Origin of the sequence: Aquimarina intermedia (assembly GCF_008124785.1) — a bacterium.
Lineage (GTDB): Bacteria > Bacteroidota > Bacteroidia > Flavobacteriales > Flavobacteriaceae > Aquimarina > Aquimarina intermedia.
Genome location: NZ_VNHU01000008.1, coordinates 104,613 through 120,432, shown reverse-complemented (window position 1 = coordinate 120,432; position 15,820 = coordinate 104,613). Strand labels below are relative to the sequence as shown.

Annotated in this window: 14 protein-coding genes; 7 read left to right on the top strand and 7 right to left on the bottom strand. The window is 35.0% G+C overall.

Annotated elements, in window-relative coordinates; all coding sequences use genetic code 11:
• Positions 1-12 precede the first annotated feature (12 nt).
• From BD809_RS12335 to BD809_RS12320, 4 genes are all read right to left on the bottom strand, one after another.
• Positions 13-381: a sulfite exporter TauE/SafE family protein gene (locus tag BD809_RS12335; RefSeq protein WP_148783284.1), complete on the bottom strand. Its 369-nt coding sequence runs from the start codon at positions 379-381 to the stop codon at positions 13-15.
• A 5-nt stretch (positions 382-386) separates the two neighbouring features.
• Positions 387-1,847: a cardiolipin synthase gene (gene cls, locus BD809_RS12330; protein ID WP_148783283.1), complete on the bottom strand. Its 1,461-nt coding sequence runs from the start codon at positions 1,845-1,847 to the stop codon at positions 387-389.
• Between the two features lie 8 nt (positions 1,848-1,855).
• Positions 1,856-2,803: a lytic transglycosylase domain-containing protein gene (locus tag BD809_RS12325; protein ID WP_148783282.1), complete on the bottom strand. Its 948-nt coding sequence runs from the start codon at positions 2,801-2,803 to the stop codon at positions 1,856-1,858.
• Between the two features lie 68 nt (positions 2,804-2,871).
• Positions 2,872-3,594, bottom strand: a complete 723-nt coding sequence (locus BD809_RS12320; RefSeq protein WP_317130875.1) for an alpha/beta fold hydrolase — start codon at positions 3,592-3,594, stop codon at positions 2,872-2,874.
• Positions 3,595-3,833: 239 nt separating this feature from the next.
• On the opposite strand from BD809_RS12320, the gene BD809_RS12315 reads away from it, so the two are divergent.
• Positions 3,834-4,136, top strand: a complete 303-nt coding sequence (locus BD809_RS12315) for an N-acetyltransferase (protein WP_148783317.1) — start codon at positions 3,834-3,836, stop codon at positions 4,134-4,136.
• A gap of 41 nt (positions 4,137-4,177) precedes the next feature.
• Here the strand turns inward: BD809_RS12315 and mtaB are convergent, their stop codons facing one another.
• Entirely contained in the window at positions 4,178-5,500 is a 1,323-nt protein-coding gene (gene mtaB / locus BD809_RS12310) for a tRNA (N(6)-L-threonylcarbamoyladenosine(37)-C(2))-methylthiotransferase MtaB (RefSeq protein WP_148783281.1), read from the bottom strand.
• A gap of 178 nt (positions 5,501-5,678) precedes the next feature.
• Between mtaB and BD809_RS12305 the strand changes: the two genes are divergently transcribed.
• The gene (locus BD809_RS12305; RefSeq protein ID WP_394348850.1) at positions 5,679-7,307 is read left to right on the top strand and encodes an ABC transporter substrate-binding protein; all 1,629 of its coding nucleotides are present in this window, start codon (positions 5,679-5,681) and stop codon (positions 7,305-7,307) included.
• 4 nt (positions 7,308-7,311) lie between these two features.
• Here BD809_RS12305 and BD809_RS12300 read toward each other — a convergent pair whose 3' ends face one another.
• Both BD809_RS12300 and BD809_RS12295 read right to left on the bottom strand, forming a co-directional pair.
• Positions 7,312-8,493 (bottom strand): GlmU family protein, encoded by a 1,182-nt coding sequence (locus tag BD809_RS12300; RefSeq protein WP_148783280.1) that lies wholly within the window; start codon positions 8,491-8,493, stop codon positions 7,312-7,314.
• Between the two features lie 112 nt (positions 8,494-8,605).
• The gene (locus BD809_RS12295) at positions 8,606-8,857 is read right to left on the bottom strand and encodes a type B 50S ribosomal protein L31 (RefSeq protein WP_027411739.1); all 252 of its coding nucleotides are present in this window, start codon (positions 8,855-8,857) and stop codon (positions 8,606-8,608) included.
• A 172-nt stretch (positions 8,858-9,029) separates the two neighbouring features.
• Here BD809_RS12295 and BD809_RS12290 point away from each other — a divergent pair, with 172 nt between their 5' ends.
• The 5 genes from BD809_RS12290 to BD809_RS12270 all read left to right on the top strand — a co-directional run bounded on the left by BD809_RS12290 (position 9,030) and on the right by BD809_RS12270 (position 15,815).
• Positions 9,030-9,557, top strand: a complete 528-nt coding sequence (locus BD809_RS12290) for a DUF4199 domain-containing protein (protein ID WP_148783279.1) — start codon at positions 9,030-9,032, stop codon at positions 9,555-9,557.
• A 113-nt stretch (positions 9,558-9,670) separates the two neighbouring features.
• Positions 9,671-10,618, top strand: a complete 948-nt coding sequence (locus tag BD809_RS12285; RefSeq protein WP_148783278.1) for a glycosyltransferase family 2 protein — start codon at positions 9,671-9,673, stop codon at positions 10,616-10,618.
• Positions 10,619-10,678: 60 nt separating this feature from the next.
• Entirely contained in the window at positions 10,679-12,406 is a 1,728-nt protein-coding gene (locus tag BD809_RS12280; RefSeq protein WP_148783277.1) for a phospho-sugar mutase, read from the top strand.
• 27 nt (positions 12,407-12,433) lie between these two features.
• Positions 12,434-14,263: an ABC transporter ATP-binding protein gene (locus BD809_RS12275; RefSeq protein ID WP_148783276.1), complete on the top strand. Its 1,830-nt coding sequence runs from the start codon at positions 12,434-12,436 to the stop codon at positions 14,261-14,263.
• Positions 14,264-15,254: 991 nt separating this feature from the next.
• The gene (locus BD809_RS12270) at positions 15,255-15,815 is read left to right on the top strand and encodes an RNA polymerase sigma factor (protein WP_246131530.1); all 561 of its coding nucleotides are present in this window, start codon (positions 15,255-15,257) and stop codon (positions 15,813-15,815) included.
• The last annotated feature ends 5 nt before the right edge of the window (positions 15,816-15,820 follow it).

Here is a 15,820-nt window from a genome sequence, read left to right as displayed (position 1 = left end):
TAATTTCCACCTTTATTTGTTAAAAATCATTTTTAGGGATACTAACAGAAGAATACCTCCAAAAATCTTTTTCAATAACAGTTGATTTATTGATATTGCCAATTTGCTCCCCAGGTATCCACCTATGACAAAGGTTAATGCAATTACCATAGCGTATTTCCAATTCACGAAACCTTCTTTGTAATAGGTATACGCCGCTAATATTGTTACCGGGACAGATAATACTGCTAAACTTGTTCCTTGTGCTTCATGCTGAGAAAAACCAACAAACAGGATCAATAACGGAATCATCACGATACTCCCCCCAATACCTAGCGTTCCACTTAAAAACCCAGCCAATAAACCGATTGCAATTAAATATAGTACTACTGTAGAACTCATAAGAATTATAATAACGGTGCCCACAAACGACAAAATGATTCTTTTAGTTTATCTCCAAAAGGCCTGTTTCTCCAATCATCCAGGCTAATTTCTTTACATTCCTTAAGATCGTCTTTATATATGGACAATAATTTCTGTGTGGTTACATTATCGTATATAAGAGCGTTAATTTCAAAATTAATATTAAAACTTCTATAGTCCATATTAGAAGTTCCTACGGTAGCAAAAGAGTCATCAATGACAATGGTCTTTGCATGCAGCATCCCTTTACAATAGCGAAAAACTCTTACATCTGATTCGAGTAAACCCTCCAGATAGGAATTACTAGCGTATTTGGCCGCCCACGAATCACCGATATCAGGAATCATTATCCTAACATCAATACCGCTTCTTGATGCGGCTTTTAAAGCTGTTAATATAGGTTCATTAGGAATAAAGTATGGCGTAGTAATATACACATACTCCTCTGCAGTATTTACGGCGGTAAAAATAGCCTCCATAATATTCGCCCAATCTGTATCCGGGCCACTTGCGGCTATCTGAACAGGTACTTTACCTTTTTGAGTGACTTTAGGAAAAATAGAGTCATTAATTTCGATACTTTCATCTTCACCACAAACAAAATCCCAATTCAGCAGAAATTGACTCTGCAGAGATTTAACGGCGTGCCCTTCAATTTTCAAATGTGTATCTCTCCAGTACGTATCATTTAACCCATTGACATACGTATCAGAAACATTTACTCCACCAACATAGCCAATTACCCCATCGATCACGACAATTTTGCGATGATCTCTATAATTCAATTTACGGGTTAGATTAGGAAACCATACCGGCATAAAGGGCTGTATGGAAATTCCACATTTGCGCATTTTTTTAATTAGCTTAGAAGGTAATTCACTACCCACATAATCATAACTCACACGTACATCAATACCTGCTTCAGCCTTATCACAAAGAATATTAATTAACCTATTACCAATAGTATCATTACGAATAATATAGTATTCTACGTGTATATGACGTTGTGCTTTTTTAAGATCTGCAAATAGAGATTCAAACTTGTTCTCACCATTAATTATAACACTCACCTCATTTTTAAAGGTTAATGGTGAGTTTTCATTTTTTTGGATGAGTCGAACCAGACGAACTTTATGATCCAGAAACTTATCCTCGTAGTATTCTAATTCCTCTTCATCAAGCAGCAACTCTTTTTCCCACTTTTTAATCTTAGCATTATCAAAAACATGTTTTCTTCTAAAGATTTTGGTTTTTCTATACTCCTGACCAAAAAATAAGTAGATTATAATGCCAACAAAAGGCAAAACTACCAATGCCAAGATATAAGACATTGTGGTATGTGGATTTTTATTATGCATTAATAAAAATCCCATCACAGAAAGTGCTACAATATAATTGAGTACAAAAAGAAGTGTCCAAATATTAGCGAGTACCCAATCAAACATACTACTACTTATTGACCTACAATTGTTTTGTAAACTCCTTTTTCAGGAATTTTGATTAGATATTCCTTACGTGAAGCATTATTCAAATGTGTCTCTCGTAACCAAGGGTTATGTAATTTTAAAATCTTATAATTGATTTCAAATTTTTCAGCAAACTGTGTAAAATTAGTTACTGCCGTATCAACCTTCACTGTAAATGTGGGTATTTTATCATATAGGTCTTTCTCAGAAAAATTAAAGCCATACTTAGCAGGATTACTTAGTATTTCTTTAAGCGCAACAATTCTAAAAACATATCTGCCGGTTTCTTCTCCTAATAATATATCATAGTAATTTGCTACATTTTGACGTTGTAATTGTTTATCGATACCGTAGTTACCGGCATTATAAGCTGCAGCTGCTAGAGTCCAATTACCAAATCGTTCTTTGGCAGCTAAGATATACTTACACGCTGCTTCAGTACTTTTTTCAATATGGTAGCGCTCGTCAACATTACTATTAACTTCCAACCCTAATTCTTTACCTGTAGCACTCAATAATTGCCAAAAACCTTTAGCATTTGCTGGAGATACAGCTTGTGTCAAGCCACTTTCGATAACCGCGAGATATTTAAAATCATCCGGAATACCATATTTTTCCAAAATAGGCTCTATTAATGGGAAGTATTTATTTGCTCGCTTGAAAAGAAGCAGTCCATTTGATTGCCAATAGGTATTAACCAGTAATTCCCTATCCATTCGTTCTCTAATGTCCGGATTTTCTATAGGCACCAACTCTCCTGCAAAATTCAAATTGTTAGGCATCGGTATGGCGTACACATTATAGTCGTTAATTAATTTTTTTTCAAGCTGTTGTTGTTCTACAGGCTTTTGGGGTTCCTCTTGTGTAGCATTGATTAATACTCCGGCAGTAAAAACTACCCCAAGACATACTAAAATTCTCTTTATCCTCTTCATTATCCGTAGGTTTTATTCAGGTTACTCTAACGCTCCTAATATAAGGGAAATCAGCGTAAATCCATGTATTATTTCTTAATTATTTCAGGAAGGTGTTTATTAAACCATCTTGCGCGGTTTACAATCATAACATGGGTACCTCCGGGAACACAAATTCTGTTTTTTATATTTACTATCGGAAACACAATATCCTTATCTCCATGTATGTGTATCAAATTAGCAGGAGGCACTTCTTGATCCCAGCAAACCATCTTCTCAATAGCCCAGTCCAGGTAGCTTTTATCTTTGATAGATAAATATTTTTGATACATAACTGCTCGCTTCTTTGCAAAATCGCCAAACGCCAGTTTTTCCCAATTATCAATCTTTGAAATTAAGGTCGTAGGCAATAATTTGTAGGCTTTTGTCTTCCTGGCCAGCTTCATACGTTTGGGCAACTCATATTTACTCTTTACACTTGATATGATTATAACTTTTTTGAAGCTTCTAATTTTAGCCATTTCCTGAACAATCACACCGCCAAAGGATACTCCGATTAACACGCAATTATCATGATTTACATCTTCACACATCCGCCTGGCGTAATCGACTATTGATTCACTTGGTTCTGGCAGTTTCCAGGGAATTGTATAGGTTTTATAATCACTTGTGGGAAGTTGGATGTATTCAAAAATGGAAACATCTGCTGCCATTCCCGGAACAAAGTAAATGTGTTCAACTAGTTGTTGCATAGGTTTTTTAACAATGGATTGTATGATTAAGGCTCTTATTTTCTTATCTTTGCGTATCAAAATTATAGTTTTCTCATGTGAGAAAAAAGGAAACATGGGTTTAAATTATTGTAAAGGGAAAACATTTCTAACCGTCGGAACCAAAACTTAAATAGTCTTAAAACATAGCCTTGAGCTATGCTTTAAATAGTAAATTTCTATTTAAGACTCGATACTTTTGATTGCTATCGATCGCAAACAGTTGTCTATAGTATTATGCAACGTATTAAATTGGATTTAATTTTTTAAATATGGAACACATGAGCGGGGTTGAATTAGAAGTTATTGACAATGAATTTCTAAGACAATTCGAAACTACTATCGAAGGTCAAAAGGCTAAAATTGAGTATTCTCAACAGGAGCGTAAAATTTTTCTAACAAAACTTGTGATGAGCGATGAACTAGCAGAAAAAGGTTATGACGAAGAATTTATCATCGCTGTCTTCAAGATTATAGAAGATCGTAACATCCGATTAGTGCCAACGAGTCCAACGATCGCTAATTTTATGAGAAAGAACAGACGCAAATATAAAGACTTGCTTCCTGTAGGAATCAATATTTAGAATATAAAAAAATCCGTTTGTTAAAACGGATTTTTTTATTCTTATTTCTCAGAGATTAAATCAAAGCGAACCATACCCTCCTCATCAATTTCTTTTAGAATCACTTGATGTATGCTGTTTATATAGGCTGGATTCCAGGGCTTTCGTACTTTTACATAGTTTTCAGTAAATCCATGGATATATCCTTCTTTATTTTCGGATTCGAAAAGAACTGTATGCGTACTTCCTAATTGACTTTCATAAAATGCTCTGCGTTTCTTGACTGATAAGCCTCGCAGCATTTTGCTTCGTTTTTTTCTAACATTTAGCGGCACCACCCCGTCCATTTTTGCAGCAACAGTATTTTCACGTTCAGAATAGGTAAAAACATGTAAGTATGAGATATCAAGGTTTGATAAAAAATTGTATGTATCCAAGAAATAATCATCAGTTTCTCCGGGAAAACCAACTATAACGTCAACACCAATACATGCATCTGGCATTTGTTCCTTTATTTTGAGAACACGATCCACGTAGGTATCGGTCAAATACCTACGACGCATCAGCTTCAAGACTTCATCACTACCTGATTGTAACGGAATGTGAAAATGTGGTACAAAAGCTTTTGAATCACTCACAAATGAGATGGTCTCATTTTTTAATAAATTAGGCTCAATCGAAGAAATACGTAATCGCTCTATGCCCTCAACTTCATCTAACGCCTGAACAAGCTCAAAGAATGTATGTTCGTGCTTTTTATTTCCGAATTCTCCTTTACCATAATCCCCGATATTAACACCTGTAAGAACAATCTCTTTTATATTTTTACTTGAGATCTCTTTTGCATTTTGCAGTACATTTTGCAAAGAGTCACTTCTAGAAATCCCTCTGGCTAACGGAATGGTACAGTAAGTACACTTATAATCGCAGCCATCCTGAACTTTTAAAAACGCACGAGTTCGATCACCGATTGAATAACTACCCACATAAAAATCGGCTTCTTCAATCTCACAAGAATGCACTTCTCCAAAATCATTTTTGGACAAATCATTTATATAATCGGTTATCTTAAATTTTTCGGTAGCTCCAAGTACCAAATCAACACCATCAACCGCTGCCAGTTCATTTGGTTTAAGTTGTGCATAACAACCTACCGCTGCTACAAAAGCATCCGGATTTACTTTTTGTGCCTGTTTTACAATTGTTTTAAACCGTTTATCTGCATTATCGGTAACAGAACAAGTATTAATGACATAAATATCTGCCATTTCATTAAACTCAACTCGCTCAAAATTCTCCTGAGTAAAACTTCGTGCTATGGTAGAAGTTTCAGAAAAATTCAATTTACAACCTAAGGTATAAAATGCTACTTTTTTTTGGACCATGTACTTTGCTTCTCTCAACTCCTTCGATTTCTATTCTATTTAAAAAATGAATAAAAATAATCTTAGAATTAATTAATTTATAGTTTCAACACATAAAAGCTTGGCTTGTTACGATAAGATAAAGAAACTTTCTTATTTTGAAGGCGCAAAGATACCAACAAAAATTCGTTTACTAAAATTGAAAACATATACAATCAAAATTATAAGAAACTTAACCTTAGTAGTTTATCTGTTTATATTCCTTACATCTTGTTCCAGTGATGTAAATAAGGCTCATGAGCATCTGGTGTTTAGATACAATCAATATGACAATATCAGCTCGCTTGACCCTGCATTTGCAAGAAATATTGGAAATATATGGGCTACAAATCAAATTTTTAATGGCTTAGTTCAACTAGATGATTCCCTAAAAATAATACCGGATATTGCAAAGCAATGGAACCAAAGTGAAAACGGTTTAGTTTACACTTTTGCGCTTCGCGATGACGTATATTTTCACAAACATCCTAAATTCAACACTCCCGATAGCACTCGGCAGGTTACCGCCAATGATTTTGTCTATAGTTTTGACAGACTAATTAATCCCTCTGTTGCTTCTCCCGGCAATTGGGTGCTTAAAAACGTAAAAGAGTATTCAGCTGTAAATGATACAATTTTTAAAATAGAGCTAAAAAAACCATTTCCTGCTTTTTTAGGATTACTCAGTATGCGGTATTGTTCTGTGGTACCTAAAGAAATTGTAACTCATTATGGTAATGCGTTTAGATCTCACCCAATAGGAACAGGACCATTTCAATTTAAACTCTGGGAAGAAAACATAAAATTGGTACTTCGCAAGAATCATTTATATTATGAAAAGGATCTTGAAGGCAAATCATTGCCTTACCTCGAAGCGGTAGCGGTAACTTTCTTACCGGATAAACAAAGTGAGTTTCTACAATTTGCAAAAGGAAATATTGACTTGCTTAATAGTTTAGATGCGTCGTATAAAGATGAGCTATTAACTCCTTCAGGAAAACTAAGAGATCGGTATCGTAATAGAATTACGCTGGACAAAGGACCTTACTTAAATTCCGAATATCTGGGCTTTTATCTGGATATAGAGGTGCCCGAAATACAATCTGAGGTACTTCGGAGAGCTATAAATCATGGCTTTGACCGAAAAAAAATGATTACCTATCTCAAAAACGGTATCGGCACACCCGCACTTAGTGGTTTTATTCCCAAAGGCATACAGGGATATACAGCGCAAGAAGGATACAACTATGACATTAATAAAGCACGTTCCCTTGTTGCGCAGTATACAGAGGCTACGGGAGACACCGAGCCAAGTATTACCATTGCTACGGATTCTAATTACCTGAGTATTTGTGAATTTATACAAAGAGAATTAGAAAAAATAGGGATTAACGTCAATGTAGATGTCTTACCGCCGTCAACTATTCGAGAACAAAAATGGAGTGGTAAACTACAAACCTTTAGAGCTAGTTGGATTGCTGATTACCCGGATGCTGAGAATTTTTTATCGCCATTTTATAGCAAAAACTTTACGCCTAACGGCCCAAATTACACACACTTTAAAAATAAAACATTTGATGCCTTGTATGAGCAAAGCTTCCTTATTACAGATGATAAGGTGCGCGCTAAGCTATATGCAAAAATGGATTCTATCATCATAGCCAAAGCCCCTATAGTACCCCTGTATTATGATGAAGTAGTTAGATTTACTCAAAAAAATGTCCGCGGATTGACAACCAATCCTCAAAATTTTTTAGTGCTAAAACGTGTTTGGAAAGAAAAAATATAGCTGTTTATTTATCGTAGGACGTTCGCCACTGCTGCGTAATTTCGAAGACATGTTCCAGAATTTTTTCATCCATTTCGGTAAATTCAACGCTACGTCTTGACATAACTACTTTAGCCACTTCAAAGGCTTTTTTTGTCAAATACGTAGTGAAGCCATTACTGCCTCCCCAACTATAGCTGGGAATAAAATTTCGTGGAAAACCACTACCAAAAATATTGGCGTTAACCCCGATCATCGTCCCGGTGTTAAACATGGTATTAATCCCACATTTTGAATGATCTCCCATCATCAAGCCACAAAACTGTAATCCGGTTTTTGCAAAATTCTCAGTTTCGTAACTCCACAGCCGCACCGGTGCGTAATTATTCTTTAAGTTAGAAGTGTTTGTATCTGCTCCCAGGTTGCACCATTCACCAATTACTGAATTCCCTAAAAAACCATCATGACCTTTATTAGAATACCCGAAGAGCACGGAGTTATTAACCTCGCCTCCGACTTTTGAAAACGGTCCGATGGTGGTTGGTCCATATATTTTTGCTCCCATTTTAACCGTTGCACCTTCACACAAAGCAAAAGGTCCGCGGATTATACTACCCTCCATAATATGGGCATCCTTAGCTATGTAAACGGGGCCATCAGTTGCATTTATAATCGCACACGATATAGAAGCTCCTTCTTCGACAAAGATATTCTCAGGATGTATGCAAGTGTTTGTTTCATCTAAGGGTGCACTGGTGCGACCTTCGGTTAACAAATCGAAATCAGCTTGTAATGCAGTTCCATTTTTTGCAAAAATATCCCAAGTAGTTTTCACAGTTTCCACTTTTTGATCAAAACTGATCGCCTCATAATTTTCTAATGCCACTTCTTGACCCTCTAATACATAAAAAGCGACAGGTTCACCTTCTATAAAAACCCCTTGATTTGGCTGTAAGCTTTTTATTGCCTCTACCAGGGTTGGTGTGGGTAGATAGGACGCATTAATCATTACATTCTCAGCTAATTCAACCATCGGGAATTTTTCACTAAGATACTCCTCGGTTACCGTTGACGTAGTACTTCCCAAATAACTTTCCCACTTCTCTCTAATAGTTAATATACCAATACGAATCTCAGCGATTGGTCTTGTAAAGGTAAAGGGTAAAAGGGCATTACGAGCACTCCCGTCAAACAGAATATAGTTCATAAAAAACAGTTGTATAATGTTGCATTTAATTGTCGGTCAAAAATACATCAACTCTAGGCAACAAAAAAGCCTTTCCATCTGGAAAGGCTTATAAAAAAATCTTAAAACTAAATTACTTTTTAAATTTAGCGTATTTATTTTTGAATTTATCAATACGACCAGCGGTATCGATAAGTTTTGATTTTCCTGTATAGAAAGGGTGAGACGTTCTAGAGATCTCTAATTTTACCAACGGATATTCAACTCCGTCAACTTCAAGAGTTTCTTTAGTATTCGCTGTAGATTTCGTTAAAAAAACTTCTTCGTTAGACATGTCTTTAAACGCTACTAATCTATAATTTTCAGGATGAATATCTTTTCTCATGGTTATAATCTTTTCTTTTTTCGAGGTGCAAATTTAAATATATTATGCGAATCTACAAGACCAAAGCAACTTTTTTTATGTTTTTGATGCAAAAAATGATTTTTGGGTAGTACGTGTAACGTTTTCCTATATTTGTATACTGATCAAATATAATCAACCAAACCTTTCAAAAATGGAAAATACACAAGTTTCTGCAAAAAAAATTATTATTAATTATGGTCTTCTACTAGGTATTGTTTCCGTAGTCTTTGGCGTTATTCTCTATGTTACCGATAGCTACATGGATCAAAACTGGATGCATTCGCTTATTGGTTTTTTAATCCTTATCGGTGCAATTGTTTATGGTATTAAAGCCTACAAAACCGCTAATGGAGGTTTTCTTACCTTAGGAGAAGGTATTAAAGTAGGAATAGGTATTGCCTTGGTAGGCGGATTAATAAGTGTCGTTTGGACCTTATTACTGATGCAAGTTATCGAACCTGATATGATGGAAAGAATGGCCGAAGTTTCTCGTGAAAAAATGCAGGAACAATACCCTGATTTTACACAAGAGCAGTTGGATCAAAGCGCTGCAATGGCTGAAAAATTCTCATCACCTTTCATTATTTCTGCTTTTAGCTTACTATTCAATTTGTTTTTTGGATTCATCTTCGCATTGATAGCGAGTTTAGTTATGCAGAAAAAACAAACCTTTAATTAATTAAAGACATTGCTATTTGATTTCTTGCTCACTAACGTTTATAACTTTAATCAGTTTATCTAACTTTTTACTTAAATACTTATAAATTTGTATTTGTAACAAAAATCTGAAACGTGGATATATCTGTGGTCATACCTTTGCTTAATGAGCAAGAATCACTTACCGAATTACATAATTGGATTGCAAAAGTCATGCAATCCAATTCTTTTTCTTATGAAATTCTATTTATAGATGACGGAAGTACCGATGGTTCATGGGAAACGATACAACAATTATCACAAGAAGATGAGTTTGTAAAAGGCATCCGGTTTTTAAGAAATTTTGGTAAATCTCAAGCTTTGCATGCAGGGTTTGCTGCCGCGAAAGGAACGGTGGTTATTACCATGGATGCAGATCTACAAGACAACCCCGAAGAAATACCAGAACTATACCAAATGATCATAGCAGAAAATTATGATCTGGTATCCGGATGGAAAAAGAAACGTTACGACTCGGTAGTTGCAAAAAATTTACCTTCAAAACTGTTTAATGCCGCAGCAAGAAAGACTTCGGGAGTTAAATTAAATGACTTCAACTGCGGTCTGAAAGCGTATAAAAGTCAGGTCATAAAAAATATAGATGTGCATGGTGAAATGCATCGTTATATTCCTGTGCTAGCAAAAAATGCCGGCTACAATAAAATCGGAGAAAAGATAGTCCTTCATCAAGCCAGAAAATACGGAACTACAAAATTTGGCATGAATCGATTTATTAATGGCTTTTTAGACTTGGTTACTATTTGGTTTATGTCACGTTTTGGGCGCAGACCCATGCACTTTTTTGGATTAATCGGTACCATCGTCTTTTTTGTCGGGCTATGTTTCTCTTTATATCTGGGTATCGATAAATTGTTTATTGAGACAGAGGGCAGAATGATAGCACAGCGCCCTGAGTTTTATATTGCACTGACAGCAATGCTGTTAGGAACGCAATTTTTTCTAGCCGGATTTCTGGGAGAAATCATCCTAACCAGTAAGCGCAACAAAGAGCGTTATAAAATTGCCGATCAGATTAAAGTGTAAAGGATAGTTCTATCCTGAGTTCGCTATAAAATAGTATTTTTGCACATAAATCTTGAGAACATGCAGCATAAGGATTCTAATATACAAGCACGAATCGACGAATGGTTAACTCCAATATTTGACACCACGACACAACAAGAGATCCATAACTTACAAAATACTGATCCCAAAGAACTAGAAGAGAGTTTCTACAAAAATCTTGAATTTGGTACCGGTGGTATGCGAGGTATTATGGGTGTGGGGACCAATAGAATTAATAAATATACGTTAGGAAAAAACACACAGGGACTAAGTAATTATTTGAAACGCACCTTCCCTGAAATACAACCAAAAGCGGTAATCGCTTATGATTGCAGAAACCAAAGTGATACCCTGGCAAAGCTTGTAGCTGATGTGTTTTCTGCCAACGGCATTAAAGTATTTTTATTTTCTGAACTTCGTCCCACACCAGAATTATCCTTTGCCGTTAAAGAATTAGGTTGTCAATGCGGTATTGTATTAACTGCTAGTCACAATCCTCCCGAATACAATGGTTACAAAGTGTATTGGGAAGATGGAGGGCAATTAGTTCCTCCACAAGATGCCGAAATTATACAGGAAATTGACTCTCTGACGTATGCTGATATCAAATTTGATGCAACGCCAGAGTTAATTGAATTAATCGACGATAAAATAGATCAGGTCTTTATTGAGCGAAGTGTAAAAAACGGAAGTTTTGTTGCTACCAGTGAGGCCAAAAAACAAACAAAAATTGTTTTTACTTCCTTACATGGTACTTCTATAACACTAGTTCCCGAAACATTAAAGCAGGCGGGTTACACCGATGTTCATATTGTTGCAGAACAAGCAAGTCCTGATGGGAATTTCCCAACAGTAGTATCTCCAAACCCGGAGGAGCCTGAAGCTTTAGAAATGGCGATGAAACTGGCGCGTGAGATCGATGCAGATATCGTTATTGGTACAGATCCGGATTGTGACCGACTGGGTATTGCCGTGAAGAATAATGAAGGTAACTTACAGCTGCTTAATGGTAATCAAACTATGGTGACCATGACCTGGTTTCTGTTAGAACACTACAAAATGCAAGGTTTAAAAGGTAATGAGTTTATAGCATCTACTATCGTATCGACACCCATGATGCGCAATCTCGCTGAAGCGTATAACGTTGACTATAAAGAAGTACTTACCGGATTTAAATGGATTGCAAAATTGATCAAGGACTTTCCTGATAAGCATTTTATTGGTGGAGGAGAAGAAAGCTTCGGTTTTATGGTTGGGGATTTTGTACGTGATAAAGATGCGGTTACCGCTACCCTACTCGCTTGTGAAATTGTTGCGTATGCCAAAGATAAAGGAAGTTCTTTCTATAACATGTTATTGGATTTATATACTAAACATGGTTGTTATAAAGAGAGTTTAATTTCCCTCGTTAAAAAAGGAAGAGATGGTGCCAAGGAGATTCAGCAAACTATGATTGATTTGAGGACTAAAGCTCCAAAAGAAATCGGTGGCGAAAAAGTAGTACTCATTGAAGATTATCAAGAAAGTACTTCAGAAAACACACAAGATCACACGGTCACAACACTCGATGTCCCAAAGTCTAATGTTCTGATTTTTTATACCGAAGAAGGAAGTAAAATCGCAGCTCGCCCAAGCGGAACAGAACCTAAAATTAAATTCTATATCAGTGTGCAGGCTCCGCTAAAAGAGGAAAGTGATTACAAAGCTGTTGAAACTAAACTAGATCAAAAAATACACGCTATCAAATCGGACTTAAAGTTGGATTAATTGTAGCTATTTACAGATACATTATACATGACCTATTTCAAACAAATTCTGCGTTTTGCAATACCCTATCGAACATATGGTATACTTAATATTATATGTAATATATTCTACGCAATATTTAGCACCCTCTCATTTATTGCTTTAATCCCTGTATTGAAGGTGCTTTTTAGTTCAGAAAAGGATGTAGAGTATTACGAACCGGTATGGAATGGTATTTCAAATGCCAAAGCTTATCTGACCGATACACTAAATTGTTTTATTGTAGAAACTGTAGAAAGTGAAGGAAAAATGTATGTCCTTTCGTATATGATTATCGGGATCATTACTATTTTTATGTTGAAAAACCTGTTCAATTATCTGGCCATGTTTTTTATCACCTTTTTGCGTAATGGTGTACTCAAAGATATTAGGAATGAGCTGTACGACAAAACAGTAAGCCTTCCCTTATCTTTCTTTTCAGAAAAGAGAAAAGGAGATACCATGGCACGCATATCATCTGATGTTCTTGAGATTCAACATTCTTTTTTATCAATTTTGGAGCTTATTGTAAGGGAACCTCTAACCATTCTTTTCACACTGGGTGCTATGCTGTTTTTAAGTACGAAGTTGACACTATTTGTTTTTATTTTTATTCCGGTATCAGGATTTATTATATCACTAATTGGTAAATCTTTAAAAAAACATTCTGATAAGGTTCAGAAAGAACAAGGAATATTTTTATCTATAGTCGAAGAAACTCTAGGCGGACTGAAAGTTATCAAGGGTTTTAATGCTGAAAAAGCCTTCAGTAACAAATTTAAAGCTTCTACGAATCGTTTTTTCGATTACTCAAACACACTACTCAATCGACAAAATCTTGCCTCCCCTACAAGTGAGTTTTTAGGAATCTGTGTAATCTCGGTCCTATTATTATACGGAGGTAGATTGGTGTTTATTGATGAATCGTTACAAGCTGAAATGTTTTTGGCCTATATTGGATTGGCGTATAATATTCTGACACCTGCAAAAGCTATTTCGAAAGCAAATTACGGAGTTAAAAAAGGAAATGCTGCGGCAGAGCGTGTCTTAGAGATTTTGAACACAGAATCCCCTCTTCAAGATAAATCCGATGCTATTGTAAAAAATGATTTTACTACTAATATCAGCCTTCAAAATATTTCCTTTAAGTATGAAGACGAATATGTGCTCAAAGATTTTAATCTTACTGTGCCCAAAGGAAGTTCGGTAGCATTGGTTGGGCAGTCCGGTAGTGGTAAATCCACCATCGCAAATCTCGTTACTCGATTTTATGATGTGAATGAAGGAGAAATTACAATAGATGGTATTGAAATAAAAGACTTAAAAAAAGAGTCGCTTCGCGGTTTGATGGGCTTAGTAACACAAGATTCAATTCTATTTAATGACACCATCCAAAATAATCTTCTAATTGGATCAGAGAACGCTACAGAAGAAGAAATCATAGAAGCTCTTAAAATTGCTAATGCATGGGAATTCGTCAAAGAATTACCAAAAGGCATTCATACGAATATCGGTGATAGCGGAAACAAGTTGAGTGGAGGACAAAAACAACGCATATCCATTGCACGTGCGGTTCTTAAAAACCCACCCATTATGATTTTAGATGAAGCTACCTCTGCTTTAGATACAGAGAGTGAACGCTTGGTTCAATCTGCTTTAGAAAATATGATGAAGAACAGAACAAGTATTGTTATCGCTCATCGTTTATCAACGATACAAAATTCTGACGTAATCGTGGTTATGCAAAAAGGACGTATTGTAGAACAAGGTACTCACGAAACGTTGTTATCAAAAAATGGCGCCTATCAAAAACTGGTGACCATGCAATCTTTTGAATAACATCTACATATTTATTATTTATAAATAGAAAAGAGCGCCGTAGGCGCTCTTTTCCTTTCACACAAATCATCTTAATTTTTAGGGCTTATTCTAAAATTAAAACTCACTCTTATATAAAACTTTCATTTTGGGGAAAATGAAAGCAGTATCTCATTGTTACATGACAAACATACCATACAAAATTCAATTTACCAAACCAAAAATGCTTTTAATCGATAAATTTAGCATTTTTAACATATTATTAATGTAAAAATACTTGTATCCGTAATCTTTTTCTTACAAATTCGGTAGGCGCATTAAGTAGCGATCAAAGTTTTATTTTGAGAAACCTATATAAATGAAAAAAAGCGCTAGTAGCGCTTTTTTCCTTTCACACAAATCATCTTAATTTTTAGGGCTTATTCTAAAATTAAAACTCACTCTTATATAAAACTTTCATCTTGGGGAAAATGAAAGTAGTATCTCATTGTTACATGACAAACATACCATTCATAATTTAATTTACCAAACAAAAAATGTTCTTAATCGATAAATTTAGTGTTTTTAACATATAGTTAATCTAAAAACACTAGTGTTAGTAATCTTTTTCTTACAAATATGATGAACGCATTAAGTAGCGATCAAAGTTTTCCTTTGAGAAACCTATATAAATGAAAAAAAGCGCTAGTAGCGCTTTTTTCCTTTCACACAAATCATCTTAATTTTTAGGGCTTATTCTAAAATTAAAACTCACTCTTATATAAAACTTTCATCTTGGGGAAAATGAAAGTAGTATTTCATTGTTACATGACAAACATACCATAGAAAATTCAATCCACCAAACCAACAATGCTCTTAATCGATAAATTTAGCATTTTTAACACTATCAAGTTTAAACAACCTGTCTATTTGTAGTCTTATTCTTACAATTAAAATTATATATGCATTAAACCTTTTGATTAAATTAAAGTCTTACTTATATTAACTATTAAATTTATTATCGATCGAATCCTTGGCAACATCAAATAAAGACCAACATATCGCGGAGCTTCTGGTTAATGGTAGTGATAAGGATTACGCTTTTAAAATGCTAATTGAGCACTATGGCAAACCCTTATACTGGCATATTAGGAATATGGTGAAAGATCATGATGATGCCAACGACATCCTTCAGAATGTATTTATTAAAGTACATACATATATCGATAGTTTCAAAGGAGACAGTAAGCTTTTTACATGGTTATATCGTATAGCTACTAATGAATCCTTAACATTTTTAAACTCTAAAGCAAAAAAGAATAATATTTCAAATGCAGAATTATATTTACAATTGACAGCAAATCTTGAAGCGGATGTTTATTTTGAGGGAGACGCCTTACAACTTAAGTTACAGAAAGCAATAGCTACCCTACCTCAAAGGCAACAACAAGTTTTTAATATGAAATATTTTGAGGATCTAAAGTATAAGGAAATTGCACAAATTTTAGAAATTAGTGAAGGAGCACTTAAGGCTACTTATCATCTGGCATCAAAAAAAATAGAAAGTTACATCAAGAACCATCAAGATAATTAAAAAAA